This window comes from Pseudomonas sp. F2 (assembly GCF_057174385.1).
This window is the reverse complement of the sequence record NZ_CM169904.1, coordinates 978543-1005033: the sequence shown is the minus strand read 5'-3', so window position 1 is coordinate 1005033 and position 26491 is coordinate 978543. Positions and strand designations below refer to the sequence as shown.

Here is a 26491-nt window from a genome sequence, read left to right as displayed (position 1 = left end):
CGGTGCGACGTTTCGCTAAATCCCCTCGCCACAGAGACCTTCACTTGACTTGGGCACTGCTCGACCACAGCGAGTGCTTTTGCCAGTAAACTCCCTCCTCTTTCGCCGCCCATCATTTCCCCCCGCGGCCATCACCTTTTTCTGTAGCGGAGTCCACCTTGCGTCTGTTCCACACCTCCGACTGGCACCTTGGGCAAAACCTGCATGGCCAGGAGCGCGATTTCGAGCATGCGTGCTTTCTCGAATGGCTGCTGCGCCAATTGCAACTGGCGCAGCCGGATGTGCTGCTGATTGCCGGGGACATCTTTGACACGGTCAACCCGCCGGTCAAAGCCCAGGAACGCCTCTACGATTTCATAGTCAGTGCTCACGAGCAGCAGCCGTTGCTGACCATCGTGATGATTGCCGGTAACCACGATTCCGGCTCGCGCATCGAGCTGCCCGCGCCGTTGATGCGCCGTTTGCGCACCCATGCGCTGGGCCGGGTGTTGTGGCTGGATGACGGTCAGCTCGACGCCGAACGTTTGCTGCTGCCGTTGCCGAACGCTGAAGGCGAGATCGCCGCGTGGTGCCTGGCGCTGCCGTTCCTGCGTCCGGCGGAAGTGACTGGTGCGCATCTGGGCGACGACTATCTGCGCGGTATCGGACAGGTGCATGAATGGCTGATCGAAGCGGCGAATGCCAAGCGCCAGCCGGGTCAGGCGCTGGTTGCCATCAGCCACGCACACATGGCTGGCGGTTCGGTCTCGGAAGACTCCGAGCGCAGCCTGATCATCGGTAACGCCGAGGCGCTGCCCGCCAGCCTGTTCGGGCCGAGCATCAGTTACGTTGCCCTCGGCCATTTGCACAAGCCGCAGAAGGTCAACGGTGAAGAACGCATTCGCTACAGCGGCTCGCCGATTCCGCTGTCGTTTTCAGAGATCGGCTATCAACACCAGATTCTCGACATCACCCTCGACGGCGAAACCCTGGTCAGCGTCGAGCCGAAACTGATCCCGCGCTCGGTCAACCTGCAACGCATCGGTCCGGCACCGCTGGCGGAGATTCTGCTGCAACTGGCTGAACTGCCGAATATCGATCTGCTCGCTGAAACCCAGCGTCAGCCATGGCTGGAAGTGCGCGTCACCCTCGACGAGCCGCAGCCGGATCTGCGCCATCAGGTGGAAAACGCCTTGCAAGGCAAAGCCGTGCGCCTGGTGCGGATCGCCGCTGAGTACGCCGGCAACCGTGGCGCCGAGGGCAGCGACGACGGCAGCGCGCTGGTCGAGCTGGATCAGCTCACCCCGCAGGAATTGTTCAGCCGTGCCTGGCTCGACAACTACGGCAACGAGGTCGATGAACAGACGCTGAAGGACTTCGCCGAGCTGCTGCAGGACGTACAACTGGAGGGCGAGCAGCCATGAAGATTCTCGCCATTCGTTTGAAGAACCTCGCCTCGCTGGCCGGGCCGTTCGAGATTGATTTCACCGCCGAACCGCTGGCCAGTGCCGGTCTGTTCGCGATCACCGGGCCCACCGGCGCCGGTAAAAGTACCTTGCTCGACGCCTTGTGCCTGGCGCTGTTTGGCGCCGTGCCACGGCTGAACAACACCGGCCGTGACGCCAAGGTGCCGGATGCCGACGGCGAAATCGCCACCGGCGACCCGCGTACCTTGCTGCGCCGTGGTACCGGTGAAGGTTACGCGGAAGTGGATTTTGTCGGCGTCGATGGCCGCCGTTATCGCGCGCGCTGGGAAGCCAACCGCGCCCGGGAAAAGGCCGGCGGCAAGTTGCAGGCCAGCCGCCAGAGCCTGCGCGACATCGATCAGGATCAACTGCTCGCCAGCCAGAAAGGCGAATACAAGACCCAACTCGAAGCCGCGCTGGGCCTGAACTTCGAACAGTTCACCCGCGCCGTGCTGCTGGCCCAGAGTGAGTTCAGCGCGTTCCTCAAGGCCGACGACAACGACCGCAGCGAACTGCTGGAGAAACTCACCGACACCGCGCTCTACACCCGCCTCGGTCGCCGCGCCTTCGACAAGACCAAAGAGGCCCGCGAAGCACACAAGTTGCTGCAGGATCAGGCCACCGGCGTAACCCCGCTGACGCCCGAGGCGCGGGCCGAGCTGGACGAACGCTTCAACGCCGCCCAGCAACAGCTGAAGTTGCAGCAGGCGCAGCTCAAGCAACTGGAGCAACAACACAGCTGGCTCAAAGATTTGCGCCAGTTGCAGGATGCGCAACAAGCGGCCGCCGAACAACTGCAGAGTGCGCAGCAGCAGTGGGAAGGTCTGGCTGGCGAGCGCCTGAAGCTGACACGCCTGGAGCAACTCGCGCCGCAACGCCACCAGTTCGCGCGCAAGACTGAACTGGATGCGCAACTGACGCCGCTGGCGGCACAGATTGCCGCGCATACCCAGCAACACGGCGAGCTCAACGAGCGCCAGACGCTACTGGAACAGGCGCTCAATGCGGCAAACATCGCCCTGAGCGAAGCGCAGCAGCGGCACAGCGAAAGTGCCCCGCTGCTGCGTCAGGCCTTCGACGAGCAAAGCACCCTTGCCCGCCTCGCCAAGGACACCGCCCTCAGCGCCGAGGCCCGCCAGTCCGCCGAGCAAGCCTGCACGCAAGGCCAGAGCGCGATTCAAGCCTTGCAGGCGAAACAGGCCGAGGTCGCTGAGCGCCTGCAGAAAATCGCCGCCGGGCTGGAACAGAGTGCGGGCCTGGCGCCGCTCAGCGATGCATGGAATGCCTACCGCGATCGCCTGCAACAGCTGATGCTGATCGGCAATCGTCTGAACAAGGGGCAGGCCGAACTGGCGTCCCTCGAACAGAACGCTGCGCTTAGCGCCGAGACGCTGGCCGCGCAAAAACAACAACTGGAAGTGCTGTTCAAGGAGGCCGGCGCCGAGCCGAATGCCGTCGCCGAACAGATCGGCATCCTCGGCACGCTGTTGCAGGACAATCGCAAACAACTGCGCGCCATCGAAGACCTGACGCGACTCTGGGCCAGTCAGCAGGAGCTGGAAAAACGCGGCGCCGAGCTGCAACAGCGTCTGCTCGATGCGCAGCAGGAACGCGAGCGCCTGACCCAGGACGGGGTGAAAAGCAAAGCCGAACTGACCGTCGCTGAACAAACCCTCAATGTCACCCGTGAACTGCTCGAACGCCAGCGTCTGGCCCGCAGCGCCAGTGTCGAAGAGCTGCGCGCGCAGTTGCAGGACGACCAGCCGTGCCCGGTCTGCGGCAGCCACGAGCATCCGTATCATCAGCCGGAAGCGCTGCTGCAAAGCCTCGGCCGGCACGATGAATCCGAGCAGGCCAGCGCGCAGCACGCGGTGGATCAGCTCAAGGAAAAACTCACCGAGTTGCGCGCTGAAGTCGGTGGCGTGATCGCCCGGCAGAAAGAGCTGCTGCAACAGCAGGAACAATTGACCGTCCAGTTGCAGGCATTGGCGCCGAGCCTGGAGGCGCATCCGCTGGCGCCTCAGTTGCTCAATCAGGACGCCGACAAGCGCGATGCCTGGCTGACCCGGCAGAACGAGCAACTGAACCAGAGCATCACTCAGGACGAACAACGCCAGAGCGCCCTGCTCACCCTGCAACAGGATGCGGCGCGCCTGACCCAGCAACTGCGCAACGCCGAAACCGCACATCAGCAAGCGGCGCAGCACCTGAGCAATCAACAGCGCGAACTGAGCAGCGACCGTCAGCGTCTCGACGAAGAGCTCAGCGCGTTCGCCAGCCTGTTGCCGGCCGACACCCTCGAAGCCCTGCGCGTTGAACCGGCGGCAACCTTCATGCAACTGGATCGGCAGATTGCTGAGCGTCTGGCGCAGGTCGAGCAGCAGAAGGAAGAGTTGGCCGAACAGCAGCAGCGCCAGCAGACGCTGGAGAAAGAACAGGATCGCCAGCTCAGCCGCGTACAGCAGCTGCAAAGCGTCGAGCAGCAGTTCAGCGCCCTGGCCGAGCAGCAACAGGCCAGTCAGGAAAAACTCGCGCAGTTGCTGGGCGAACACAGCAGCGCCGAGCACTGGCAGCAGCAACTGGAACAGGCCGTGGAACAGGCGCGCAACGCCGAAACCAGCACCGCAGCGGAACTGCAGAGCGTGCGTACGCAACTTGTGCAGATCAGTGCCGAACTCAAGGCGCAGCAGGAACGCTTGCAGGTACTGCAAAGCGAAGACGACGAACTGACGCAGAAGATTGCCGAATGGCGCGGGCGTCATCCGGAACTGGATGACGGCGGTCTGGAAGATCTGCTGCGCGTCGATGACACACAGCTCAGTGAACTGCGCCAGCGCTTGCAGCACAACGAAAAAGCCATCGAACAGGCCAAGGTGCTGCTGCAGGAGCGCGATCAGCGCTTGGCCGATCATCAGGCGCAGCACAACGGCAATCTCGATGCCGAGCAACTCGCCAGCGCCCTCGCCGAGCTGCAGAACCAGTTCAATCTGAGCGAGCAACAGTGCGCCGAATTGCGCGCAGAACAAGCTGAAGATCAGCGCCGGCAGAACGCCAATCAGGCGCTGGCACAGCAGATCGCCGACGCCTATGCCGAGTACCAGCGCTGGGCGCGCCTGAATGCGTTGATCGGCTCGGCCACCGGCGACACCTTCCGCAAGATCGCCCAGGCCTACAACCTCGACCTGCTGGTGCATCACGCCAACGTGCAGTTGCGTCAACTGGTCAAACGCTATCGCCTCAAACGCGGCGGCAGCATGCTCGGCCTGCTGGTGCTGGACACCGAGATGGGCGATGAATTGCGCTCGGTGCATTCGCTGTCCGGCGGCGAGACCTTTCTGGTGTCACTGGCCCTCGCACTGGGCCTGGCCTCGATGGCGTCGAGCACGCTGAAAATCGAATCGCTGTTCATCGACGAAGGCTTCGGCAGCCTCGATCCGGAATCGCTGCAACTGGCCATGGATGCCCTCGACGGCTTGCAGGCGCAGGGGCGCAAGGTCGCGGTGATTTCCCACGTGCAGGAAATGCACGAACGGATTCCGGTGCAGATTCAAGTGCAGCGCCAGGGCAACGGCTTGAGCACCCTGGAGGTGAAATGAACACGCTGTATTCCTTCCGCCGCTGCCCCTACGCGATGCGCGCGCGAATGGCCCTGCGCTATTCGGGGGTACCGGTGGAGATCGTCGAAGTCAGCCTCAAGGCCAAACCGGCCGCGATGCTGGCGATCTCACCCAAAGGCACGGTGCCGGTGCTGGAGGCCGATGGCCGGGTGATCGACGAGAGCCTGGAGATCATGCGCTGGGCGTTGGCGCAGCATGATCCGGACGATTGGCTGCTCGGCGGTGATTCACGAATTGCCGAATTGATCGAAGCCAATGATCAAGTGTTCAAAGTGCATTTGAACCGCTACAAATACGCCGAGCGCTATCCCGAGCAGCCAATGGAGGTTTATCGGGCCGAAGGGGCGGTGTTTCTGCAGCGGCTGGATGGGTTGCTTGAAGGTCGGGATTATTTGCTGAGTGATCACTTGAGTCTGGCGGATGTGGCGTTGCTGCCGTTCATTCGACAGTTTGCGCATGTCGATCGCGAGTGGTTCGCGCAGACGCCCTATGTTCGCTTGCAGGCGTGGCTACAGCGCTTCCTCGAATCCAACCTCTTCACCTCCATCATGAAGAAATAACCCCAGGGAATCCCTGTGGCGAGGGGATTTATCCCCGATGGGCGGCGAAGCTGCCCTGAAATCAGACACCTTGGTGTATCAAAATAATCCGGTTTGCCGGGTCTGGGGCCGCTTCGCGACCCATCGGGGATAAATCCCCTCACCACAATGATCGGGTTGTCTAAGCCAGTGCGTTGCACATGCCCAGTGCCATGCAATCCACTTCAAACGGCCCAAGAAAATCGACCTCAGCCTTGATCGGCGGATTGCCGGCCAGCAACCCTTGGGAGTTGGCCCGTTCGATATTGTGCGCAATGCTGTGATTGGCCTCTATGGCCCGCGCCAGCGCACCGACCGAGCCTTGACCAAAACCGAGTAACGCCGCGCCATTGGTCATCAATGCCAGACCGGCGATGACCCAGAGTCTGTAGCCTTTCATGCGCCGCTCACTCCTGCGAGTTCAGCACGATCAACCAGCACGTCTGCGCGGTGTTCGAACTGGATGCCGGGGTGTGCGACTTCGATCGGTGCGTCGACGCTGTGTTGGGTTTGCGCGGCGATGCTGACGAATAGCACCAGGGCCAGGTAAAGACCGATGGCCAGGTAGGCGCCGCGCTTGGCTGAGGTGATGATTGAACTGGCCATGATGTGCTCCGTGGGCATGTTTCAGTGCCGTCAGGATCAATCAAAAAAGCCGTGGTAACCACTCAGGGTTTGCCATAGTAAACATCAGCTTGGTTGATTATTTAGGCCTTCTATCTCAGCGTTGGAGATAACCTATCGAGCGGAGATTTTTTGATCACGCATACGTGTAGGAGCTGCCGAAGGCTGCGATCTTTTGACGTTGAAGATCAAAAGATCGCAGCCTTCGGCAGCTCCTACAGGGAGTGGTGCCAAATCAGACTTTCAGTGTTGGGCTTTGTGATCCAGTGCGGCGTAGAAGTTGGCGCTCTGTTGCAGGTATTTCTGGGTGTAGCTCTGGGTGTGGGATTTTTTGCTGGCGATTTCAACGTTGGCACTGGCTGGCAATGCAACGGTGGCGGAGATAGCGGAAGCGGCGATGACGGAGAAGAGATTGAAGTTCATGGCGGTAACCCTCGTGTTCGGTTGGCTTGCTTTGCCCGGTTGGGCCGTGAAGCAAACTTAACGCTCGAGGGTTGATCGCTTGAAATGCTTTGTAGCATTACCGGATATCAGCGCGATTAATACAAAGAGACAGGCCCCGTAAACCGGGGCCTGTGGCTTATTGTCGCACGATAAACTTCAGGTCACTGGGCGCGTCCATCGGCAGTTTCTGCACGGTTTTGCCGAGCAGACCGGTCTTGGCGTCACGCTCGACGACGACAATTTCGTTGCTCTTCTGGTTGGCGATCAGCAGGAATTTGCCACTTGGATCGAGGCTGAATTCGCGCGGGTGATCGCCCTCCACCGAACGTTTTTGCAGTTCCTTGAGCTGGCCGCTCGCCGGATCGATCGCAAAGACCACCAGTTGGTTGGCGGTACCACGGTTGCTGACGTAGAGGAACTTGCCATCGGCCGAGGCATGTAGCGCGGCGGCGGCTTTGTCCGAGGTCGGCTGACCGGCAGCCAGATCGACCAGTTGCGTCTGGGTCAGCACGCCGTCGTGATAGTCGAACACTGCGACCTGTGCGCTCATTTCCATGGTCAGCCAGGCATGCTTGCCGTCCGCGCTGAACAGCAAGTGACGCGGGCCGCTGCCGGCCGGCAGGCTCACCGAAGCAGTTTTCGCCGGGGTTAATGGCAGCTCCGGGTTGGCTTTCGGGTCGAACTGGTAGATGAAGACCTTGTCCGCCCCCAGGTCGTTGGAGAACACGTAGCGACCATCCGGCGAGGACACCGTCGAGTGCACGTGGTTCGAGGCCTGACGCTCGGGGTTGACCCGGCTCGCCGGGTGCGCGCTCATCTGCACCACCGGTTTGAGTTTGCCATCGGCACCGACCGGCAACACCGCGAGGGTGCCACCCGGATCTTCCATCACCGAATAGTTGCTGACGAACAGATGGCTGGCATCGCCGCTGAGGCTCGAATGGGTCGGCTCGTTGCCCAGGCTCTGCACTTGATTGATCAGCGTCAGGACGTGGGTCTTGGGATCGATCGAATAGCTGCTGACGCGGCCGACCGGGTCTTTCTGGCCGGGACCGTTTTCATTGACCACGAACAGCTGCTTCTGGTCTTTGGACAAGGTCAGCCATGACGGGTTTTCGCTCTTCACCACTTGCAGCGGCTTGGCGGCGATCTGGCCGGTGGCGCTGTCGAAATTCATTCGATAGATGCCCTGGCTGGTGCCGGCGGTGTAGGAACCGACCAGCAATTGATAGCTCTCGGCGCTGGCACTGGACAGGCCCATCGCACCGACGCTGCCGGCCATCAGCAGTGGCCAGAATTTACGCATGTTCATTAATTGTCATCCTCGTCGTCGCTGCTGCTGAGCACATCACCGAGACACACAAGACGGTGTTCGCCGGTGGTCTTGGTGTCGCTGGCGTAGCCAATGATCAGCCAGCTCTGCAGGTCTTCATCAAACGTTGCTGCTTCAACCTGAGCCGGCGTGAATTCCCAATGCTTGGCCTCTCGGCCGTCGATGCATTCAATGTGCAGGTTGTCGTCTTCGTCGAGGGCGAATTCGAAGGCGTGCAAGCCATCGATTTCGACCATGCCGCAGTGTTCGAGGGCGTTGAGAAGGGTTTGGGCAGTCATGGCAAACAGTCTTTCTAGGGGGGAAAGGGCCAATGATAGCTTATAGCGCCTCGATCCCTCTGTAGGAGCTGCCGAAGGCTGCAATCTTTTGATCTTGTTTTTTAAAATCAAAGTCAAAAGATTGCAGCCTTCGGCAGCTCCTACAGAGTGATGGGTCAGAGGGCGTCGCGCGAGGGCTTGCCGTCTACCAGCCGCTGAATGCGCAACGGGTTGGCGTTTTTCAGTGGTTCGGGCAGCAAGAAATCCGGGTAGTTCTGAAAGCATACCGGGCGCAGGAACCGATCAATCGCCAGCGTCCCCACCGAGGTACCGCGCGCATCGGAAGTCGCCGGATACGGCCCGCCATGCACCATTGAGTCACACACCTCCACACCCGTTGGATAACCATTGAGCAGAATCCGTCCGACTTTCTGTTCGAGCAGCGGCGTCAGTTCCGGGAAGCGTTCGAAGTCGGCCTGCTCGCCGATCATCGTCGCCGTCAGTTGCCCGTGCAGGCCCGACAGCGCCGCGCTGAGTTCGGCCTTGTCCGCCACTTCGACGATCACCGTGGTCGGGCCGAACACTTCTTCCTGCAGCACTTCATCGCCGTTGATCAACAGGCTGACATCGGCCTTGAACAGTTGTGGCTGCGCCTGATTGCCCTGTTGCGGATTACCCGCCAGATGCTCGATGCCGGAATGCGCCAGCAACTTTTGCAGACCCTTGCCGTAGCTGCCGAGGGTGCCGGCGTTGAGCATGGTTTGCGCCGGTTGGTCGCCAATCAGCCCGGCGACTTGCTGGACGAAGGCGCTGAACTGCGGCGAGCGAATACCAATGACCAAACCCGGGTTGGTACAGAACTGACCGCAGCCTTGCACCACCGAAGCGGTCAGGTCGCGGGCGATGGTTTCCGAGCGCTCAGCCAAGGCTTGAGGCAGAACGATCACCGGGTTGATGCTCGACATTTCGGCGAACACCGGGATCGGTTGCGGCCGTGCCGCGGCCATGTCGCACAGTGCGCGGCCGCCCTTCAGCGAACCGGTGAAACCAACCGCCTGAATCGCCGGATGCTTGACCAGCCATTCGCCAACGCCAGCGCCGTAAATCATGTTGAACACGCCTGCCGGCATCGCGGTTTTTTCGGCGGCGCGAATCAGGGCCTCGGCCACACGTTCAGCGGTAGCCATATGACCTGAATGCGCCTTGAACACCACCGGGCAACCGGCGGCCAACGCGGCAGCGGTATCGCCGCCCGCTGTAGAAAACGCCAGCGGAAAGTTGCTCGCGCCAAACACCGCCACCGGGCCGAGGCCGATGCGGTATTGACGCAGGTCCGGGCGCGGCAACGGCTGACGATCGGGCAGTGGCAGATCGATTCGCGCGCCATAGAAATCACCGCGCCGCAGGACTTTGGCAAACAGGCGCATCTGCCCGCTGGTGCGCCCGCGCTCGCCCTGAATGCGTCCGGCGGGCAGCGCGGTTTCACGGCAGACCAGCGCGACGAAATCATCATCCAGCGCATCCAGTTCGTCGGCAATCGCGTCGAGAAATTGCGCGCGGCGTTCGGCGCTGAGGCTGCGATAGGCCGGGTACGCTGCGGCGGCGGCTTTGGCGGCGGCATCGACTTCGGCTTCAGTCGCTTGAATGAATGCGTACGGCAGCTGTTCGCCGGTGGTTGCGTCGACGCTGTGCAGTGTCACGTCGCCCGCTGCGCTGCGCTGTCCGCCAATGAAGTTGTGTCCAAGAATCTGCGTCATGGGAGCTCCTTAAAGGGTGCCGATACTGTCCGGTTGAAAGGCCGCTGCTGCTGGCGCGATGCCGTTGACCAGCGGGGCGCCGAACTCGGCCTGGCTGATTTCAAACTGATCGCCCGGTTGGGTGCGAACGCCATCGGCGAACGACAGGGTCGCCGTGCCGAAGAAGTGAATGTGCACGTCGCCCGGGCGCAGGAACTGGCGGTATTTGAAATGGTGGTATTCAAGGTTGGCGAGGCTGTGGCACATGTTGGCTTCGCCGCTGAGGAATTCGTTCTGCCACAGCACTTCGCCGTTACGCAGGATGCGACTGCTGCCAGCCAGATGTTGCGGCAGTTCACCGGTGCGCAGTTCCGGGCCGTAGCTGCAACTGCGCAGTTTCGAGTGGGCCAGGTACAGGTAATTCTTGCGCTCCATGACGTGATCGGAGAACTCGTTACCCACGGCGAAACCGAGGCGATACGGTTTGCCGTCGTGGCCAATGACGTAAAGGCCGGCCATCTCCGGTTCCTCGCCAGCGTCTTCGGCGAACGGCGGCAACGGGAATGCCTCACCCGGACGCACGACGATGCTGCCGTCGCCCTTGTAGAACCATTCCGGTTGCACACCGGCCTGCCCTGCCGCCGGTTTGCCGCCCTCCACGCCCCATTTGAAGATGCGCATGGTGTCGGTCATTTGCGCTTCGTCGCCGGCCTGCTGGTGCATCTTGTCCCGCGCCGAGGCGCTGCCCAGATGCGTGAGGCCGGTGCCGCTGACCAGCAGGTGTGCCGGGTCCGGATGATCCAGCGGCGGCAGGATGCGCCGGTCTTTGAGCAACTGCGCATAGTCATGACCGATGCCCAGGCCGTGGGTTTGTACTTGCTGCTCCAGAGTGCCGCCGGCTTCGATGGCGGCCAGCGCGAGATCGCGTACGCTACGGGCGTCCTGCACTTCGCGGATCAGCCCGTTGTCGACCACGCCGACGCGGCGCTCGCCGTTGATCAATTCGAATTGAACCAGATGCATAAATTTCTCCTGTAAACAAAACTTCGAAACACTGCAAAACCCTGTGGGAGCTGGCTTGCCAGCGATAGCAATCTGTCAGATACCGCTATGTTGGATGTGCCGCCGCCATCGCTGGCAAGCCAGCTCCCACAGGGTTTGCGGTGATGGTTCGTTTGATATCAGGTTCGGGTGGCACCGCGTGCGCTGGCGGCGAATTGCTCGGCTGGCAGGACGTGTTTGCGCTCAAGCACGCGGTAAACCACGCCGGTCAAAATCAAACCGAACACCATCACCCCACTGAGGAAATACAACCCCGAACCCAGATTCCCGGTATATTCCTTCAACGCGCCAATCACGAACGGCCCGATGTAACCACCGAGGTTGCCCACCGAGTTGATCAGGGCGATCCCCGCTGCCGCACTCGCGCCGGCAAAGAACCGCCCCGGCAAGGTCCAGAACACCGCCGTGCAGGAAAACAGCGCGAACGCCACCAGACACAGCGCCGCCAGTTGTGCCACCGGCAGGGTCAGCCAGGCGCTGAAAAACAGGCCCAGTGCACCCAGCACATAGAGCACCGCCAGGTGGCCGTAGCGATCGTTCATGCGGTCGGAGCTGCGTGGCACGATCAGCAGACCGACGATGCCGAAGATGTAGGGCACCGACGAGACGAAACCGGTCACCAGATCGCTGCCGCCAAACTGTTTGATCAGCGTCGGCAGCCACAGGCCAAGGCCATAAATGCTCAGGGTCACCGGCAGGTAAAACAGCGCCAGCAGCAACACCCGTTTGTCTTTGAGTGCATGCAGCGGGTTGCCGTGACGGGTCTGGCCGTATTCCTGCAAATCCTTTTTCAGCTCGCCGGTCAGCCAGTCTTTCTCGGCCTGATCCATCCACTTCACGTTTTGTGGGCCATCGGGCAGCCAGCGCAGGACCGGCCAGGTCAGCAGGATCGCCGGGGTGCCGATGACGATGAACAGCCACTGCCAGCCGTGCAGCCCGAGGATGCCGTCCATACCGAGCAAACCACCGGACACCGGGCCGGTGATCATCATCGCAATCGGTTGGGAGAGGATGAACAGGCCGAGAATCTTGCCGCGATGGCGTACCGGGAACCATTGGGTGATGTAGTACAGAACGCCGGGGAAGAACCCCGCCTCCGCCGCGCCGAGCAGAAAGCGCATGACGTAGAAACTGTGCGGGCCCTGGACAAACGCCATGCCGATGGTGATCGCGCCCCAGGTGATCATGATCCGCGCAAACCAGCGCCGCGCGCCGAAGCGTTCGAGCATCAGGTTGCTGGGGATTTCGAGAAGAAAGTAGCCAATGAAAAACAGCCCGGCGCCCAGCCCGTAGGCCGCATCACCGATGCCGATGTCAGCGCCCATGTGCAGCTTGGCGAAGCCGACGGCGGAGCGATCCACATAGGCGATCAGGTACAGCAGGATCAGGAAGGGAATCAGTTTCAGCGTGATGCGGCGGATAAGCCGCAGTTCCTGGCTCATGGGATCGGTCTCCGATTGTTGTTTTTATAGAACCTCGGGGGACGCCTCTCGCGAAAAATCGCCAGGGCCGATCCCTCCGTCGAAAACGACTATATAGTAATACTAATTACGCAACAACACTTCCAAAGCGACGATTTTACGCTTATGTTTAGCCATGACTCGCAAACAATAGTCTTACAATAAGAGAATCGATCATGTCTGAGAAGAAACCCACCCTGCGCTCCGCCCAATGGTTTGGCACGGCCGACAAGAACGGCTTCATGTACCGCAGCTGGATGAAGAATCAGGGCATCGCCGACCACCAGTTCCACGGCAAGCCGATCATCGGCATCTGCAATACCTGGTCAGAACTGACCCCGTGCAACGCGCATTTCCGCCAGATTGCCGAGCACGTCAAACGCGGCGTGATCGAGGCCGGTGGCTTTCCGGTGGAATTCCCGGTGTTCTCCAATGGCGAGTCGAACCTGCGCCCCACCGCCATGCTCACCCGCAACCTGGCGAGCATGGACGTCGAAGAAGCGATTCGCGGCAACCCGATTGACGGCGTGGTGCTACTGACCGGCTGCGACAAAACCACCCCGGCGCTGCTGATGGGCGCGGCCAGTTGCGACGTGCCGGCGATCGTCGTCACCGGCGGGCCGATGCTCAACGGCAAGCACAAGGGCAAGGACATCGGTTCCGGCACGGTGGTGTGGCAGCTCAGCGAGCAGGTCAAGGCCGGCGCCATCACCCTCGACGATTTCCTCGCGGCCGAGGGCGGCATGTCACGCTCGGCGGGCACCTGCAACACCATGGGCACCGCGTCGACCATGGCCTGCATGGCCGAAGCGCTGGGTACCTCGTTGCCGCACAACGCGGCGATTCCGGCAGTGGATGCGCGGCGTTATGTGCTGGCGCACATGTCCGGCATGCGCGCGGTGGAGATGGTGCGCGAAGATTTGCGCCTGTCGAAGATCCTGACCAAGGAAGCGTTTGAAAACGCCATTCGGGTCAACGCGGCGATCGGCGGTTCGACCAACGCGGTGATCCACCTGAAAGCCATCGCCGGGCGCATCGGCGTCGAGCTGGATCTGGACGACTGGACGCGTATCGGGCGCGGCATGCCGACCATCGTCGACCTGCAACCGTCCGGGCGCTTCCTGATGGAAGAGTTTTACTACGCCGGAGGCTTGCCCGCGGTGCTGCGGCGTCTCGGTGAGGCCAATCTGATCCCCAATCCGAACGCGCTGACCGTGAATGGCAAAACGCTGGGCGAGAACACCAAAGACGCGCCGATCTATGGCGAGGACGAAGTGATCCGCACCCTCGACAATCCGATCCGCGCGGACGGCGGTATCTGCGTATTGCGCGGGAATCTGGCGCCGCTGGGAGCGGTACTCAAGCCATCCGCCGCGACCCCGGAATTGATGCAGCATCGGGGGCGCGCGGTGGTGTTCGAGAATTTCGACATGTACAAGGCGCGGATCAATGACCCGGAGCTGGATGTCGATAAAGACTCGATTCTGGTGATGAAAAACTGCGGGCCGAAGGGTTATCCAGGCATGGCCGAGGTGGGCAACATGGGCTTGCCGGCCAAGCTGCTGGCCCAAGGCGTGACCGACATGGTGCGCATCTCGGATGCGCGGATGAGCGGCACCGCGTACGGCACCGTGGTTCTGCACGTTGCCCCGGAAGCGGCGGCTGGCGGGCCGTTGGCGGTGGTGCAGGAAGGCGACTGGATCGAGCTCGATTGCGCCAGCGGGCGTTTGCACCTGGACATTCCGGATGCCGAACTGGCAGCGCGCATGGCGGATCTGCAGCCGCCGCAGCAGCTACTGGTCGGCGGCTATCGTCAGCTGTACATCGATCATGTGTTGCAGGCGGATCAGGGTTGCGATTTCGACTTCCTGGTCGGTTGCCGAGGGGCGGAAGTCCCGCGCCATTCCCACTAACACCGTCGCCCCTGTGGGAGCTGGCTTGCCAGCGATTACGGTCTGCCAGCTGACATTCATGTTGACTGACACCCCGCCATCGCTGGCAAGCCAGCTCCCACTTTTGCTTTGTGTATCCACCTCAAGATTGTCTGGTGCCTGCTATGATGCGCGGCATCTCCATCGCTCAGGATCGCGCCGTTCCCCATGGATTACCGCAAACCTTCCGACCGTAAAAGCATGCACTCGCGCATTGTCCAGGAACTGGGCATGCAGATCGTCTCCGGACGCTTTTTGCCCGACGACAAACTGCCCGCCGAAGCGCTGTTGTGCGAGGAATACGCGGTCAGCCGCCCGGTGTTGCGCGAAGCCACGCGGGTGCTGGTGGCCAAGGGGCTGGTGTATTCAAAACCGCGCGTCGGCACGGTGGTCAAGGCGCGCCGCGAATGGCACATGCTCGACCCGGACGTGCTGCACTGGCTGATGCAAAGCAGCCCGCAGAATGAATTCTTCAATGTGCTGACCAGCGTGCGCAGCATCATCGAACCGGCCGCTGCCGCCCTCGCCGCCCAGCACGCGACCGAGGCCGACATCGCCGCCATTGGCGAGGCCTATCAGCGCATGGTAGCCGCGCCGACCCCGGAGGCCTTGCTGCAACCGGACCTGGACTTCCATAGCCGGATTGCCGACGCGACCCATAACGATCTGCTGGCGAACTTGTGCAACATGCTCTCGGTGGCGATTGCCGAGGCGTTGAAGCATTCCAACCAGCGGCCGAATCTGCATGAACTGGCATTGCCACGGCACAAGGCGATTCTTACCGCGATCGAGAACCGTGATGCCCTTGGCGCGCGCCATGCGACGCTGGTGCAGCTGGATGATGCACGCAGTGCGTTGAGTGTTGTGCTGGGTACCGAGCTCTCTTGACCAACACAAATCCTGTGGGAGCTGGCTTGCCAGCGATGACGGCTTAACATTCAACATTGATGTTGGCTGATAGTCCGCTATCGCTGGCAAGCCAGCTCCCACAGGGTTTTGTATGGATCCTAAAATGGAAAAAAGCCGCAACCCTCGGGTTGCGGCTTTGTCGTTTCAGACGCCCGGATCAGTGAGCAAACAACGAATTGCCCTTCTGCCCCGCCAGTTTTTCCGGCTTGATCAGGAACTTGGCCAGCGCTGGCAACAGCCACAGCGCACCGAACATGTTCCACAGCAACATGAAGGTCAGCATCAGGCCCATGTCGGCCTGGAACTTGATTGCCGAGAAGATCCAGGTGCATACGCCGATGGCCAGGCACAGGCCGGTGAACAGCACCGCTTTACCGGTGGATTTCAGGGTCTGGTAATAGGCTTCCTGCAATGGCAGACCCGCGCGCAGGAAACTCTCCAGACGGCTGTAGATGTAGATGCCGTAGTCCACGCCAATCCCCACGCCCAGCGCCACCACCGGCAGGGTCGCAACCTTGACGCCGATGCCCATGAACGCCATCAGCGCGTTGCCCAGCACCGAGGTCAGCACCAGCGGCAGGACGATGCACAGCGTCGCCGCCCACGAGCGGAAGGTGATCATGCACATCACTGCGACGCAGATGTACACCAGAATCAGGATGGTCAGCTCGGCCTGTTTGATCACCTCGTTGGTGGCCGCTTCGATGCCGGCGTTACCGGCGGCGAGGATGAATTCCAGACCGTCCTTGTTGTTGGCCTTGGCAAATTCCTGCACCGCATGCACCGCTCGGTCGAGGGTCTCGGCCTTGTGGTCGTTGAGGAAGATCAACACCGGCGCCAGCGAACAGCTGTTGTTGTACAGGCCGTCGGCGCGGGCAATCGAGTTGTTCAGCACGTCCGGGTTGCGCGACAGGGTTTCCCACTTCAGGTTGCCCTCGTTCATGCCCTTGATCATCTGTTTGGACACGGTCACCAGCGAGATCGCCGACTGCACGCCCTCGGTGTTCTGCATCTTCCACATCAGCTCGTCGATCGGTGCCATCGCTTCGTAGCGCGAGCACCCTTCGGTGGAGGTCTTGACCATCACCACCAGCACGTCGGAACTGGTGGAATAGTTGTTGATGATGAAGTTGTTGTCCTTGTTGTAGCGCGAGTCCGGACGCAGCTCCGGCGCGCCCTGGTCAAGGTCGCCGATCTTCAGGTTCTGGCTGTACCAGAGGCCGCCACCGAAGGCGAGCAGCGCCAGGGCAATCGAGACCGGCGCGACTTTCGGGCTGGCGAAGTTCGACAACAGGCGCCAGAACGGGTGTTCGCGGTTCGCGTCCTTCTTGCTCTTGGCGATGGCGCGCTTGCTGATGCCGACATAGGAAATCGCCACCGGCAGCAGGATCAGGTTGGTGAACACGATCACCGCCACGCCGATGGACGCGCCGATCGCCAGTTCGCGGATCACCCCGATGTCGATGATCAGCAGGGTGATGAAGCCCACGGCGTCGGCGAGAATCGCGATCATCCCCGGCAGGAACAGTTGCCGGAAGGTGCGCCGCGCGGCAGTCAGGGCGTTGTCCGCCTCACTCGACTGCAGGGCGATGCCGTTGATCTTCTGCACGCCGTGGGAAATGCCGATGGCGAAGATCAGGAACGGCACCAGCATCGAATACGGATCCAGCCCGAAACCGAAGAAGTGCATCAGCCCCAGTTGCCAGACCACCGCCACCAGCGTGGTGCTCAACACCGCAATGGTGCTGCGCAGGCAGTTGGTGAACCACAGCAGCAGAATCAGGGTGATGACGAACGCGATGCCGAAGAACATCACCACCATCACCAGGCCGTCGATCAGGTCTCCGACCTTCTTGGCGAAGCCGACGATGTGGATCTTGACGTTGGGGTTCTGCGCTTCGAACTTGTTGCGGATCTTGTCTTCAAGCTCATGGGAGAACTGGCGGTAGTCCAGCGCCAGCAGCTTGCCCTGATCCTGCGGGTCCGGGTAGGACTCCAGCAGCGGGATGTCGACGATGCTCGATTTGAAGTCGTTGGACACCAGGCGCCCGACCTGCCCTGACTTGAGCACGTTGTTACGCAGCATGTCGAGGCTGTCCGGCGAGCCGTCGTAGCTCTGCGGAATCACTTCACCGCCAGCGAACCCCTCTTCGGTCACTTCGGTCCAGCGTACGCTCGGACTCCACAGCGATTTGAGGCCGGAACGGTCGACGCCGGAGATGTAGAACACCTCGTCGTTGATCTGGCGCAGGGTCTCCATGTATTCCCTGGAGAAGATGTCGCCGTCTTTGGCTTCCACCGAAATCCGAACGGTATTGCCCAGGTTCGCCAGATCGTTGCGGTGCTCCATCATCTTCTCGATGAACGGATGCTTGAGCGGGATCATTTTTTCGAAACTGGTGGAGGGACGAATCAGCGTGGCCTGCCAGAACAGGAAAATACTGACCACCAGACAGATCAGGATCACGGCCGGGCGGTTGTTGAAAATCAGACGCTCGAGGAACGTCGCCTTGTCCTGATGATGAGTGCTCAAGGAAGTCATAGCCCCGCCTTCTTATTATTGATTTCGGCGCCGTTGGGCTGCGTGGTGTGCACGCCGCCCTGCCCGGTCAGAATCAGATTGCCGTCGCCGGCCGCTGTCACCGAGGACAGCGAAATGCGGTCCGGGCGGTTGAACACGCTGAAGGTTTCGCCGTTGTCACTGCTGCTGATCACCGAGCCGCCGTTGCCAACGATCACGATCGAGCCGTCGGCGAGCAGCGTGGCGCCGGACAGACCGAACTCCAGCGCACCACGCGCGGCTTTGAGTTCGACCTGCTGCCAGGTGCTGCCGAAATCGCTGGAACGATAGAGGTTGCCGCGCAGGCCGTAGGCCAACAAGGTCTGCGCCTGGGCGGTGCCGATCACGCCGAACAGCGAGCCTTGATATGGGCCCTGGAGTTTTTCCCAGGTCTGGCCCCAGTCCGGGGAGCGGAACATGCTGCCCTGCTCGCCGACGATGAACAGCCCGGCGTCCTTGACCGCCGCGATGGCGTTGAGGTGGAACTGGTCCTGGTTGTCGAGGCGGTCGCTGACGTCCTGCCAGTTCTTGCCGCCATCGGTGGTTTCCAGCAATGCGCCGTAGGCACCGACCGCGACGCCGTGGTTGACGTCCTGGAACCAGACGTCGAGCAGCGGTGCTTCGCGCTTGAGGTCTTCGAATTGTTTGCTCCAGGTCAGGCCGCCGTCGGCGCTGGCGAGGATCTGCGCGTCGTGGCCGACCGCCCAGCCGTGCTTGTCGTCGACGAAGTACACCGCCGTCAGCAATTGCCGGGTCGGCACTTTGGCCTGGGTCCAGGTCTTGCCCTGGTCGTCGGAAAAGAGAATGTGCCCGCGGTCACCCACCGCCACCAACCGGGTGCCGGCGTGGACAACATCGAGTATCAGGCTTTTGGCGGCTTTGGCCGATTCGGTGGAGTACACCCCGTCGGCGGGCGCTTCGGCAGCCAGAACGGGTGCCGACAAGGCAGCACAGCCCAGCAGTGTGAGTGCTGTGGCCAGCAACGCGGTGTTGCGTAACGCCGGCGGGCGGCAACGACTCATAGACCTTCCCCTATTTATTATTGTTAGGCCGTACGGCCTTAGGGCGCCGCAAGGGTGCTCGTGGTGACTGATGGGTCACAAGCATAGCCGTGAAACCCGCAGTCCAGAGCGCCTTGGGAAGCTGGCTCATCCTATCGGGCTTTGGAAACGTCTGACAATCGGCGCCACGTTATCTTTTGTTAACCAAAAGCGGCCCCCTGTAACGAAGGAATTTCCCTGTGGGAGCGAGCCTGCTCGCGAAGATGCCCTTGCAGTCGCCATCATCATCGGCTGACCCACCGCATTCGCGAGCAGGCTCGCTCCCACAAGGGTTAGTGGCGTATGGGGGAATTGTGGTGGCGGATGAATACACCGCCATTCGCCGGATCAATGCGGCAAATCTTGTGTGGGGGACTTGCACGATCGGTATTATGGTATACCATCAGACGCACAGACACTCTCAATCCCCCTACGGAGCAGCTCATGAGTTTCGAAATTCGCAAGATCGTCAGCTATGTCGAAGAAACCTTCATCGAAGGCGGCAAGGCCACGGACAAGCCAGTGACCATGGTTGGCTTGGCTGTAGTGATGAAGAACCCGTGGGTCGGCAACGGCTTCGTCGAAGATCTGAAACCGCAAATCCGCGCCAACTGCTCCGACCTCGGCGCAATGATGGTCGAGCGTCTGGTGGGCATCATCGGTGGCGCCGAGAAAATCGAGGCTTACGGCAAAGCGGCAGTGGTCGGCGCTGACGGCGAAATCGAACACGCCTCGGCCGTGATCCACACCCTGCGCTTCGGCAACCACTACCGCGAAGCGGTCAAGGCCAAGAGCTACCTGAGCTTCACCAACAAGCGCGGCGGCCCGGGCACGTCGATCCAGATCCCGATGATGCACAAGGACGACGAAGGTCTGCGCTCGCACTACATCACCCTGGAAATGCAGATCGAGGACGCGCCGCGTGCCGACGAAATCGTCGTGGTGCTCGGTTGCGCCGACGGTGGTCGCCTGCACCCGCGCATCGGCAACCGCTACATCGATCTGGAAGAACTGGCCGCCGAAAAAGCCCAGTAATCACAATAAAAAGGCATTGCAGGAGCGCTCCATGATTCGGCTCACCGCTGAACTCACCCCGGCTGGCACCAGTTACCTGGCGACCGGCCAAGGCCAGCCCGTGGTCTTGATCCACGGCGTGGGCCTGAACAAAGAAATGTGGGGCGGCCAGATCGTTGGCCTGTCTGCCCAATACCAGGTGATCGCCTACGACATGCTCGGCCATGGCGCCAGCCCGCGCCCGGCCAGCGGCACCGGCCTGCTCGGTTATGCCGATCAGTTGCTGGAGCTGCTCGATCACCTGAATCTGCCCCAGGCAGCGGTGATCGGTTTCTCCATGGGCGGCCTGGTGGCGCGGGCGTTTGCCCTGCACTACCCGGAGCGCCTGCAAAGCCTGGTGGTGCTCAACAGCGTGTTCAACCGCAGCGAAGAACAGCGCGCCGGGGTCATCGCCCGCACCGCGCAGGCCGCTGAACACGGGCCGGACGCCAATGCCGAAGCGGCGCTGTCGCGCTGGTTCAGCCGCGAGTATCAGGCGGCGAACCCGGCGCAGATTGCGGCCATTCGTCAGACACTGGCCGGCAACGACCCGCAGGGCTACCTGACCACCTACGAATTGTTCGCCACTCAGGACATGTACCGCGCCGACGACCTCGGCAGCATCCAGGCACCGACGCTGATCGCCACCGGCGAACTTGACCCCGGTTCCACCCCGGAAATGGCCGAGCAACTGGCCCGGCGCATCCCCGGTGCGAAGGTTGCGGTACTGCCCGAGCAACGGCATATGATGCCGGTAGAGTCGCCGCGCCTGGTCAACCAGACGCTGCTGCAATTTCTCGACTACGCACACGCCCGACAAAACCCTATAAAGGGGATCGTTGCATGACACTCCAACGCTTCCAGATGTGCATCGGCGGAGAATGGGTCGACGCCCTCTCCGGCAAGACTTTCGAAAGCCTCAACCCGGCCAGCGCGCAAGCCTGGGCCGAACTGCCTGACGCCGATGAAGCCGATGTCGAACGCGCCGTGCAAGCGGCGCAGACTGCCTTCGACAGCCCGGCCTGGCGCGGCCTCACCGCCACCGCGCGCGGCAAACTGCTGCGGCGTCTCGGTGACCTGATCGCGGAAAACAAGGAACAACTGGCGCAGCTGGAAAGCCGCGACAACGGCAAGCTGATCCGCGAAACCCGTGGTCAGGTCGGTTACCTGCCGGAGTTTTTCCATTACACCGCAGGCCTGGCCGACAAGCTCGAAGGCGGCACCCTGCCGCTGGACAAGCCCGACCTGTTTGCCTACACCGTGCACGAAGCGATGGGTGTGGTTGCCGCGATCATTCCGTGGAACAGCCCGCTGTACCTGACCGCGATCAAACTGGCGCCGGCCCTCGCCGCCGGCAACACGATTGTGATCAAGCCGTCCGAGCACGCTTCGGCAACCATCCTTGAGCTGGCGCGTCTGGCCCTCGAAGCCGGGATTCCACCGGGCGTGGTCAACGTTGTCACCGGTTACGGCCCGAGCACCGGCGCCGCCCTCACCCGCCATCCGCTGATCCGCAAGATCGCCTTCACCGGCGGCGCGGCCACGGCCCGGCACGTGGTGCGCAGCAGCGCCGAGAACTTCGCCAAGCTGTCGCTGGAACTGGGCGGCAAATCGCCGAACATCATCTTCGCCGACGCCGACCTGGACAGCGCGATCAACGGTGCCATCGCCGGGATCTACGCGGCTTCGGGCCAGAGCTGCGTGTCCGGTTCGCGCCTGCTGGTACAGGACGAAATCTACGACGAATTCGTCAGCCGACTGGTGGAACGCGCCCGTCGCATCCGCATCGGCAACCCGCAGGACGACCACAGTGAAATGGGTCCGATGGCCACTGCGCAGCAATTGGCGGTGGTCGAAGGTCTGGTGGCGGATGCCATCGCTGAAGGCGCGCGGTTGCGCACCGGCGGCAAGCGTCCGGCCGACCTCGGTGACGGCTGGTTCTACGAGCCGACGCTGTTCGAGTGCGACCGCAACTCGATGAAGATCATGCAGGAAGAAGTCTTCGGCCCGGTGGCTTCGGTGATTCGCTTCACAGATGAAGCCGAAGCGCTGGCGATTGCCAACGACTCGCAGTTCGGCCTTGCCGCCGGCATCTGGACCCGCGATCTCGGTCGCGCCCATCGTCTGGCGCGGGATGTGCGTTCGGGGATCATCTGGGTCAATACCTACCGTGCGGTGTCGGCGATGGCGCCGATCGGCGGCTTCAAGAACAGTGGCTATGGACGCGAAAGCGGCATCGATTCGGTGCTGGCCTACACCGAACTGAAAACGGTGTGGATCAACCTCTCTCAGGCACCGATGCCTGATCCGTTTGTGATGCGCTAGGAGTCCTGCGACATGATCGAACCCGGCATTTACAAAGACGTCATGAGCTCATTTCCGTCCGGGGTCACGGTGGTCACCACCCTCGACCCGGACGGCGCCATCGTCGGCATCACTGCCAGCGCCTTCAGCGCGCTGTCGATTGACCCGGCGCTGGTGCTGTTCTGCCCTAACTACGCCTCCGACACCTACCCGGTGCTGCGCGACAGCCAGAAATTCGCGATCCATTTGCTGTCCGCCGAGCAGACCGCCGAGGCCTACGCCTTCGCCGGCAAAGGCAAGGACAAAGCCAAAGGCATCGAGTGGCACTTGAGCGAACTGGGTAACCCGATCCTCGCCAAGGCCACGGCGATCATCGAGTGCGAGTTGTGGCGTGAATACGACGGTGGTGATCACGCAATCATTGTCGGCGCGGTGAAGAACCTGATCCTGCCCGAGCAACCGGTGACGCCGATGATTTATCACAAGGGCAAGCTCGGGCCGTTGCCGACCCTGGCCTGAAAGAACAATGCAAAACCCTGTGGGAGCTGGCTTGCCAGCGATGACGTCGGAACATTCAACATCAATGCTGACTGAACCACCGCTATCGCTGGCAAGCCAGCTCCCACCGGGATTGAGGTGAGCCGAAGAATATGAGTAACGAAAAGTACGAAAAAGGCCTGAAGATCCGCACCCAGGTGCTGGGCGAAGCCTACGTGCAACGCTCGATCGAGAATGCCGACGACTTCACCCGCCCGCTGCAGGAAATGGTCACCGAATACTGCTGGGGCCATGTCTGGGGCCGTGAGGGTTTGTCGCTCAAGGAGCGCAGCATGATCAACCTGGCGATGATCTCGGCGCTCAACCGTCCGCACGAACTCAAGCTGCATGTGCGCGGCGCCTTGCGTAACGGCCTGAGTCGTGAGCAAATACGCGAAATTCTGCTTCAGGTCGGTATTTATTGCGGCGTCCCGGCAGCCGTGGACAGTTTCCGGCTCGCCCGTGAAGCCTTCGCCGAAGCCGACGCCGAGGCCTCCAGTTAACCCCTCGGCTGTTTAGATGCCCGTCTGGCATGGACAGCCAACATCAAGAGCGGACCCCATGAAACGCCAGCCACTCGACGACAGCTTCAAGGTCAATCGCAACCCCGTTACCCTGCGCGAAATCGTGCTGGACAAACTGCGTAGCGCGATCATGAATTTCCAGCTCATGCCCGGCGATCGTCTGGTTGAGCGCGATCTGTGCGATCGCCTCGGTGTCAGTCGCACGTCGGTACGCGAAGCCTTGCGTCACCTGGAGTCCGAAGGCCTGGTCGAATTCGCCGATGCCAAAGGCCCGCGCGTAGCGATCATCACCCTCGCCGATGCAGTCGACATCTATGAACTGCGCTGCGTGCTCGAAGGCCTGATCGTCCAGCTGTTCACCCTGCGCGCCAAGGCCAAGGACATCAAGGCCCTGGAAAAAGCCCTCGACGAGAACCGCAAGGCGCTCAAGGACGGCGAACTGCAACAGGTGATCGACTCGGTGCAGGGCTTCTACGACGTGCTGCTCGAAGGCTCGGGCAACCATGTTGCGGCCACGCAGTTGCGCCAGTTGCAGGCGCGCATCAGCTACCTGCGCGCAACCTCCGTATCGCAGGAAAACCGGCGCGGCGCGAGTAACCACGAAATGGAAAAAATGGTCGAGGCGATCAAGAGCGGCGATCCGCTGGCGGCGCATCAGGCCTGCGTCGACCACGTGCGTGCGGCAGCCGCCGTGGCCCTCGATTACCTCAAGCGCAAACAGGAAGAGACCGGCGCCACGCCGAACATCACCCTGCCGATCGCGCTGAAAGAACCACGCATAGGTCACTGACATGTTCAGCCCGAGCTTTTGCCCGAAATGCGGTGGCCCTGACCTCGGTCAGCAGGTGCCGCCGGGCGATACGCACGAGCGCCTGATGTGCCGCGGCTGCGGCTACATCCACTATGTGAACCCGAAAATCATCGCCGGCTGCATCATCGAGCAGGACGGCAAATACCTCTTGTGCCAACGGGCGATCCCGCCGCGCCCCGGCACCTGGACGCTGCCGGCCGGCTTCATGGAAAGCGGCGAAACCACCGAGCAGGCCGCCCTGCGCGAAGTCTGGGAAGAAAGCGGCGTACGTGCGGAAATCGTCTCGCCGTATTCGATCTTCAGCGTGCCGAAGATCAGCGAGGTGTACATCATCTTCCGCGCGATCGCGCTGGAGATCACCGGCCAGTTCGGGCCCGAGACGCTCGACTACAAGTTCTTTGCCCCTGAAGACATTCCGTGGGAGCAGATCTACTACCCGGCGATCCGGCAGATCCTCGAGCGCTATATCGAGGAGCGTCAGGCCGGGGTGTATGGGATCTACATGGGCAATGATGACAGCGGCAAGATCCACTTTATCCGCTGAGGACTGTCTATCCCCTTGTGGGAGCGAGCCTGCTCGCGAAGGCGTCGGGTCAGTCGATACAAATGTTGAATGATCGACCGCTTTCGCGAGCAGGCTCGCTCCCACAGTGTTTAGCGGTGTTGCTTAAAGTGGGGCGATGCCTTCGACGATGACGATGTCCGCCCGCGCCCATTCCTCGCGATAACGTTTCGCTTCCTGATACGCCGCCGAGTGGTAGCACGCCAACGCCTGCTCGTAGCTCTCGAACTCGATCACCACGCTACGCTGAGGAGTAGCCCTGCCCTCGAGCGCTTCGCTGCGCCCGCCTCTGGCCAAAAACTTTGCGCCGAATTCGGCAAACGCCTTCGGTGCGCGCTGGGTGTATTGGCTGTAGTGCTCGGCATCGTCGACATCCACGTGGGCAATCCAGTACGCCTTCATAGTGACCTCATTGTTGATTTTGTATTATGGTATACCAATATTATTTGCAACCAACCCTGAGAGTCCAGCATGGCCTTTAACAGCATCGAAGAAATCCTCGAAGATTATCGCCTCGGCAAAATGGTCCTGCTGGTCGATGACGAGGATCGGGAAAACGAAGGCGACCTGCTGCTGGCCGCCGATTGTTGCACGCCCGAGGCGATCAGCTTCATGGCCCGTGAAGCGCGCGGATTGATCTGCCTGACGTTGACCGACGAGCATTGCCAACGCCTGGGCCTGGAGCAGATGGTCCCGAGCAATGGCAGCGTATTCAGCACCGCGTTTACCGTGTCGATTGAAGCGGCGGTCGGCGTCACCACTGGCATTTCTGCGGCCGATCGCGCGCGCACGGTCGCGGCCGCTGTGGCCACAGACGCCCGCGCTGAAGACCTGGTGCAGCCCGGCCATATCTTCCCGCTGCGCGCCAAGGAAGGCGGCGTGCTGACCCGCGCCGGCCACACCGAGGCCGGTTGCGATCTGGCGCGCCTCGCCGGTTTCACCCCGGCCTCGGTGATCGTTGAGGTGATGAACGACGACGGCACCATGGCCCGGCGTCCGGATCTGGAAGTGTTCGCGCGCAAGCACGGGATCAGGATCGGCACCATCGCCGACCTGATCCATTATCGCCTGAGCACCGAGCACACCATCGAACGCATCGGCGAACGTGAGCTGCCGACGGTGCATGGCACCTTCCGCCTGATCACCTTTGAAGACCGCATTGAGGGCGGTGTGCACATGGCGATGGTCATGGGCGATCTGCGCCGCGAAGAGCCGACGCTGGTGCGTGTACATGTGATCGATCCGCTGCGTGATCTGGTCGGCGCCGAGTACAGCGGGCCGAGCAACTGGACGCTGTGGGCGGCGCTGCAACGGGTCGCGGCCGAAGGTCATGGGGTTGTGGTGGTATTGGCCAATCATGAATCGTCGCAGGCGCTGCTCGAGCGCGTGCCGCAATTGACCCAGCCGCCACGGCAGTTCAGTCGCTCGCAATCGCGGATTTATTCGGAGGTCGGCACCGGGGCGCAGATTCTGCAGAACCTCGGCGTCGGCAAACTGCGCCATCTTGGGCCGCCGCTGAAGTATGCGGGGCTGACCGGGTATGACCTGGAGGTGGTGGAGAGCATTCCGTTTACCGAATAATGCCCAGACACAGGTGATTTCCTGTGGCGAGGGAGCTTGCTCCCGCTGGACTGCGCAGCAGGCCCCAGCTTTTCAGAGAAGCGAGGGTCGCTTCGCAACCCGGCGGGAACAAGCTCCCTCGCC

24 protein-coding genes are annotated in these 26491 nt (G+C 61.6%); 13 read left to right on the top strand and 11 right to left on the bottom strand.

Going from position 1 to position 26491, the window contains the following annotated elements:
* The first annotated feature begins 158 nt into the window (after positions 1-158).
* The 3 genes from AC193Q_RS04425 to AC193Q_RS04415 are packed head-to-tail and all read left to right on the top strand — an operon-like array spanning position 159 to position 5622.
* Positions 159-1403, top strand: coding sequence for an exonuclease SbcCD subunit D C-terminal domain-containing protein (locus AC193Q_RS04425; protein WP_483879193.1), 1245 nt, complete (start codon positions 159-161; stop codon positions 1401-1403).
* Positions 1400-5041 (top strand): AAA family ATPase, encoded by a 3642-nt coding sequence (locus AC193Q_RS04420; RefSeq protein ID WP_483879192.1) that lies wholly within the window; start codon positions 1400-1402, stop codon positions 5039-5041. The genes AC193Q_RS04425 and AC193Q_RS04420 overlap by 4 nt, the downstream gene beginning before the upstream one ends.
* Positions 5038-5622, top strand: a complete 585-nt coding sequence (locus AC193Q_RS04415) for a glutathione S-transferase (protein ID WP_483879191.1) — start codon at positions 5038-5040, stop codon at positions 5620-5622. The genes AC193Q_RS04420 and AC193Q_RS04415 overlap by 4 nt, the downstream gene beginning before the upstream one ends.
* A gap of 160 nt (positions 5623-5782) precedes the next feature.
* On the opposite strand, the gene AC193Q_RS04410 is transcribed toward AC193Q_RS04415, so the two are convergent.
* From AC193Q_RS04410 to AC193Q_RS04375, 8 genes are all read right to left on the bottom strand, one after another.
* The gene (locus AC193Q_RS04410; protein WP_047598405.1) at positions 5783-6040 is read right to left on the bottom strand and encodes a hypothetical protein; all 258 of its coding nucleotides are present in this window, start codon (positions 6038-6040) and stop codon (positions 5783-5785) included.
* A complete protein-coding gene (locus AC193Q_RS04405; RefSeq protein ID WP_047293899.1) occupies positions 6037-6246 on the bottom strand; it encodes a hypothetical protein in 210 nt (69 codons plus the stop codon). Before AC193Q_RS04405 ends, AC193Q_RS04410 begins: the two co-directional genes overlap by 4 nt.
* Before the next feature lie 261 nt (positions 6247-6507).
* Positions 6508-6687, bottom strand: a complete 180-nt coding sequence (locus AC193Q_RS04400; RefSeq protein WP_041062495.1) for a hypothetical protein — start codon at positions 6685-6687, stop codon at positions 6508-6510.
* 157 nt (positions 6688-6844) lie between these two features.
* A complete protein-coding gene (locus tag AC193Q_RS04395) occupies positions 6845-8020 on the bottom strand; it encodes a lactonase family protein (RefSeq protein ID WP_131670257.1) in 1176 nt (391 codons plus the stop codon).
* Positions 8020-8319: a DUF5629 family protein gene (locus AC193Q_RS04390; protein ID WP_041062501.1), complete on the bottom strand. Its 300-nt coding sequence runs from the start codon at positions 8317-8319 to the stop codon at positions 8020-8022. Before AC193Q_RS04390 ends, AC193Q_RS04395 begins: the two co-directional genes overlap by 1 nt.
* A gap of 155 nt (positions 8320-8474) precedes the next feature.
* Positions 8475-10055: an aldehyde dehydrogenase (NADP(+)) gene (locus AC193Q_RS04385; protein WP_483879190.1), complete on the bottom strand. Its 1581-nt coding sequence runs from the start codon at positions 10053-10055 to the stop codon at positions 8475-8477.
* 9 nt (positions 10056-10064) lie between these two features.
* Entirely contained in the window at positions 10065-11057 is a 993-nt protein-coding gene (araD1, locus tag AC193Q_RS04380; RefSeq protein WP_121185031.1) for an AraD1 family protein, read from the bottom strand.
* A 158-nt stretch (positions 11058-11215) separates the two neighbouring features.
* A complete protein-coding gene (locus AC193Q_RS04375; protein WP_095666800.1) occupies positions 11216-12538 on the bottom strand; it encodes an MFS transporter in 1323 nt (440 codons plus the stop codon).
* Between the two features lie 194 nt (positions 12539-12732).
* Between AC193Q_RS04375 and AC193Q_RS04370 the strand changes: the two genes are divergently transcribed.
* Both AC193Q_RS04370 and AC193Q_RS04365 read left to right on the top strand, forming a co-directional pair.
* Positions 12733-14469, top strand: coding sequence for an IlvD/Edd family dehydratase (locus AC193Q_RS04370; protein WP_483879189.1), 1737 nt, complete (start codon positions 12733-12735; stop codon positions 14467-14469).
* A gap of 186 nt (positions 14470-14655) precedes the next feature.
* Positions 14656-15375: a FadR/GntR family transcriptional regulator gene (locus AC193Q_RS04365; protein WP_483879188.1), complete on the top strand. Its 720-nt coding sequence runs from the start codon at positions 14656-14658 to the stop codon at positions 15373-15375.
* Positions 15376-15553: 178 nt separating this feature from the next.
* Here AC193Q_RS04365 and AC193Q_RS04360 read toward each other — a convergent pair whose 3' ends face one another.
* Together AC193Q_RS04360 and AC193Q_RS04355 are read right to left on the bottom strand one after the other, a co-directional pair.
* Entirely contained in the window at positions 15554-17938 is a 2385-nt protein-coding gene (locus AC193Q_RS04360) for an efflux RND transporter permease subunit (RefSeq protein ID WP_483879187.1), read from the bottom strand.
* The gene (locus tag AC193Q_RS04355) at positions 17935-18978 is read right to left on the bottom strand and encodes a WD40/YVTN/BNR-like repeat-containing protein (protein ID WP_047293884.1); all 1044 of its coding nucleotides are present in this window, start codon (positions 18976-18978) and stop codon (positions 17935-17937) included. Before AC193Q_RS04355 ends, AC193Q_RS04360 begins: the two co-directional genes overlap by 4 nt.
* Before the next feature lie 462 nt (positions 18979-19440).
* Between AC193Q_RS04355 and AC193Q_RS04350 the strand changes: the two genes are divergently transcribed.
* The 7 genes from AC193Q_RS04350 to AC193Q_RS04320 all read left to right on the top strand — a co-directional run bounded on the left by AC193Q_RS04350 (position 19441) and on the right by AC193Q_RS04320 (position 24769).
* Complete coding sequence (locus AC193Q_RS04350; RefSeq protein ID WP_007968626.1) at positions 19441-20031, top strand: amino acid synthesis family protein; 591 nt, start codon at positions 19441-19443, stop codon at positions 20029-20031.
* Positions 20032-20062: 31 nt separating this feature from the next.
* Complete coding sequence (locus tag AC193Q_RS04345) at positions 20063-20896, top strand: alpha/beta fold hydrolase (protein ID WP_095666804.1); 834 nt, start codon at positions 20063-20065, stop codon at positions 20894-20896.
* Positions 20893-22374, top strand: a complete 1482-nt coding sequence (locus tag AC193Q_RS04340; protein WP_047293879.1) for an aldehyde dehydrogenase — start codon at positions 20893-20895, stop codon at positions 22372-22374. Before AC193Q_RS04345 ends, AC193Q_RS04340 begins: the two co-directional genes overlap by 4 nt.
* 12 nt (positions 22375-22386) lie before the next feature.
* Positions 22387-22872 (top strand): flavin reductase family protein, encoded by a 486-nt coding sequence (locus tag AC193Q_RS04335; protein ID WP_041062538.1) that lies wholly within the window; start codon positions 22387-22389, stop codon positions 22870-22872.
* Positions 22873-23003: 131 nt separating this feature from the next.
* The gene (locus tag AC193Q_RS04330) at positions 23004-23393 is read left to right on the top strand and encodes a carboxymuconolactone decarboxylase family protein (protein WP_007968634.1); all 390 of its coding nucleotides are present in this window, start codon (positions 23004-23006) and stop codon (positions 23391-23393) included.
* A gap of 58 nt (positions 23394-23451) precedes the next feature.
* Positions 23452-24204, top strand: a complete 753-nt coding sequence (locus AC193Q_RS04325) for a GntR family transcriptional regulator (protein WP_007968636.1) — start codon at positions 23452-23454, stop codon at positions 24202-24204.
* Between the two features lies 1 nt (position 24205).
* Entirely contained in the window at positions 24206-24769 is a 564-nt protein-coding gene (locus tag AC193Q_RS04320; RefSeq protein ID WP_098964282.1) for an NUDIX hydrolase, read from the top strand.
* A 123-nt stretch (positions 24770-24892) separates the two neighbouring features.
* On the opposite strand, the gene AC193Q_RS04315 is transcribed toward AC193Q_RS04320, so the two are convergent.
* Positions 24893-25189 (bottom strand): DUF1330 domain-containing protein, encoded by a 297-nt coding sequence (locus AC193Q_RS04315; RefSeq protein WP_483879186.1) that lies wholly within the window; start codon positions 25187-25189, stop codon positions 24893-24895.
* Between the two features lie 69 nt (positions 25190-25258).
* Between AC193Q_RS04315 and ribBA the strand changes: the two genes are divergently transcribed.
* A complete protein-coding gene (ribBA, locus tag AC193Q_RS04310; protein ID WP_095666807.1) occupies positions 25259-26368 on the top strand; it encodes a bifunctional 3,4-dihydroxy-2-butanone-4-phosphate synthase/GTP cyclohydrolase II in 1110 nt (369 codons plus the stop codon).
* The last annotated feature ends 123 nt before the right edge of the window (positions 26369-26491 follow it).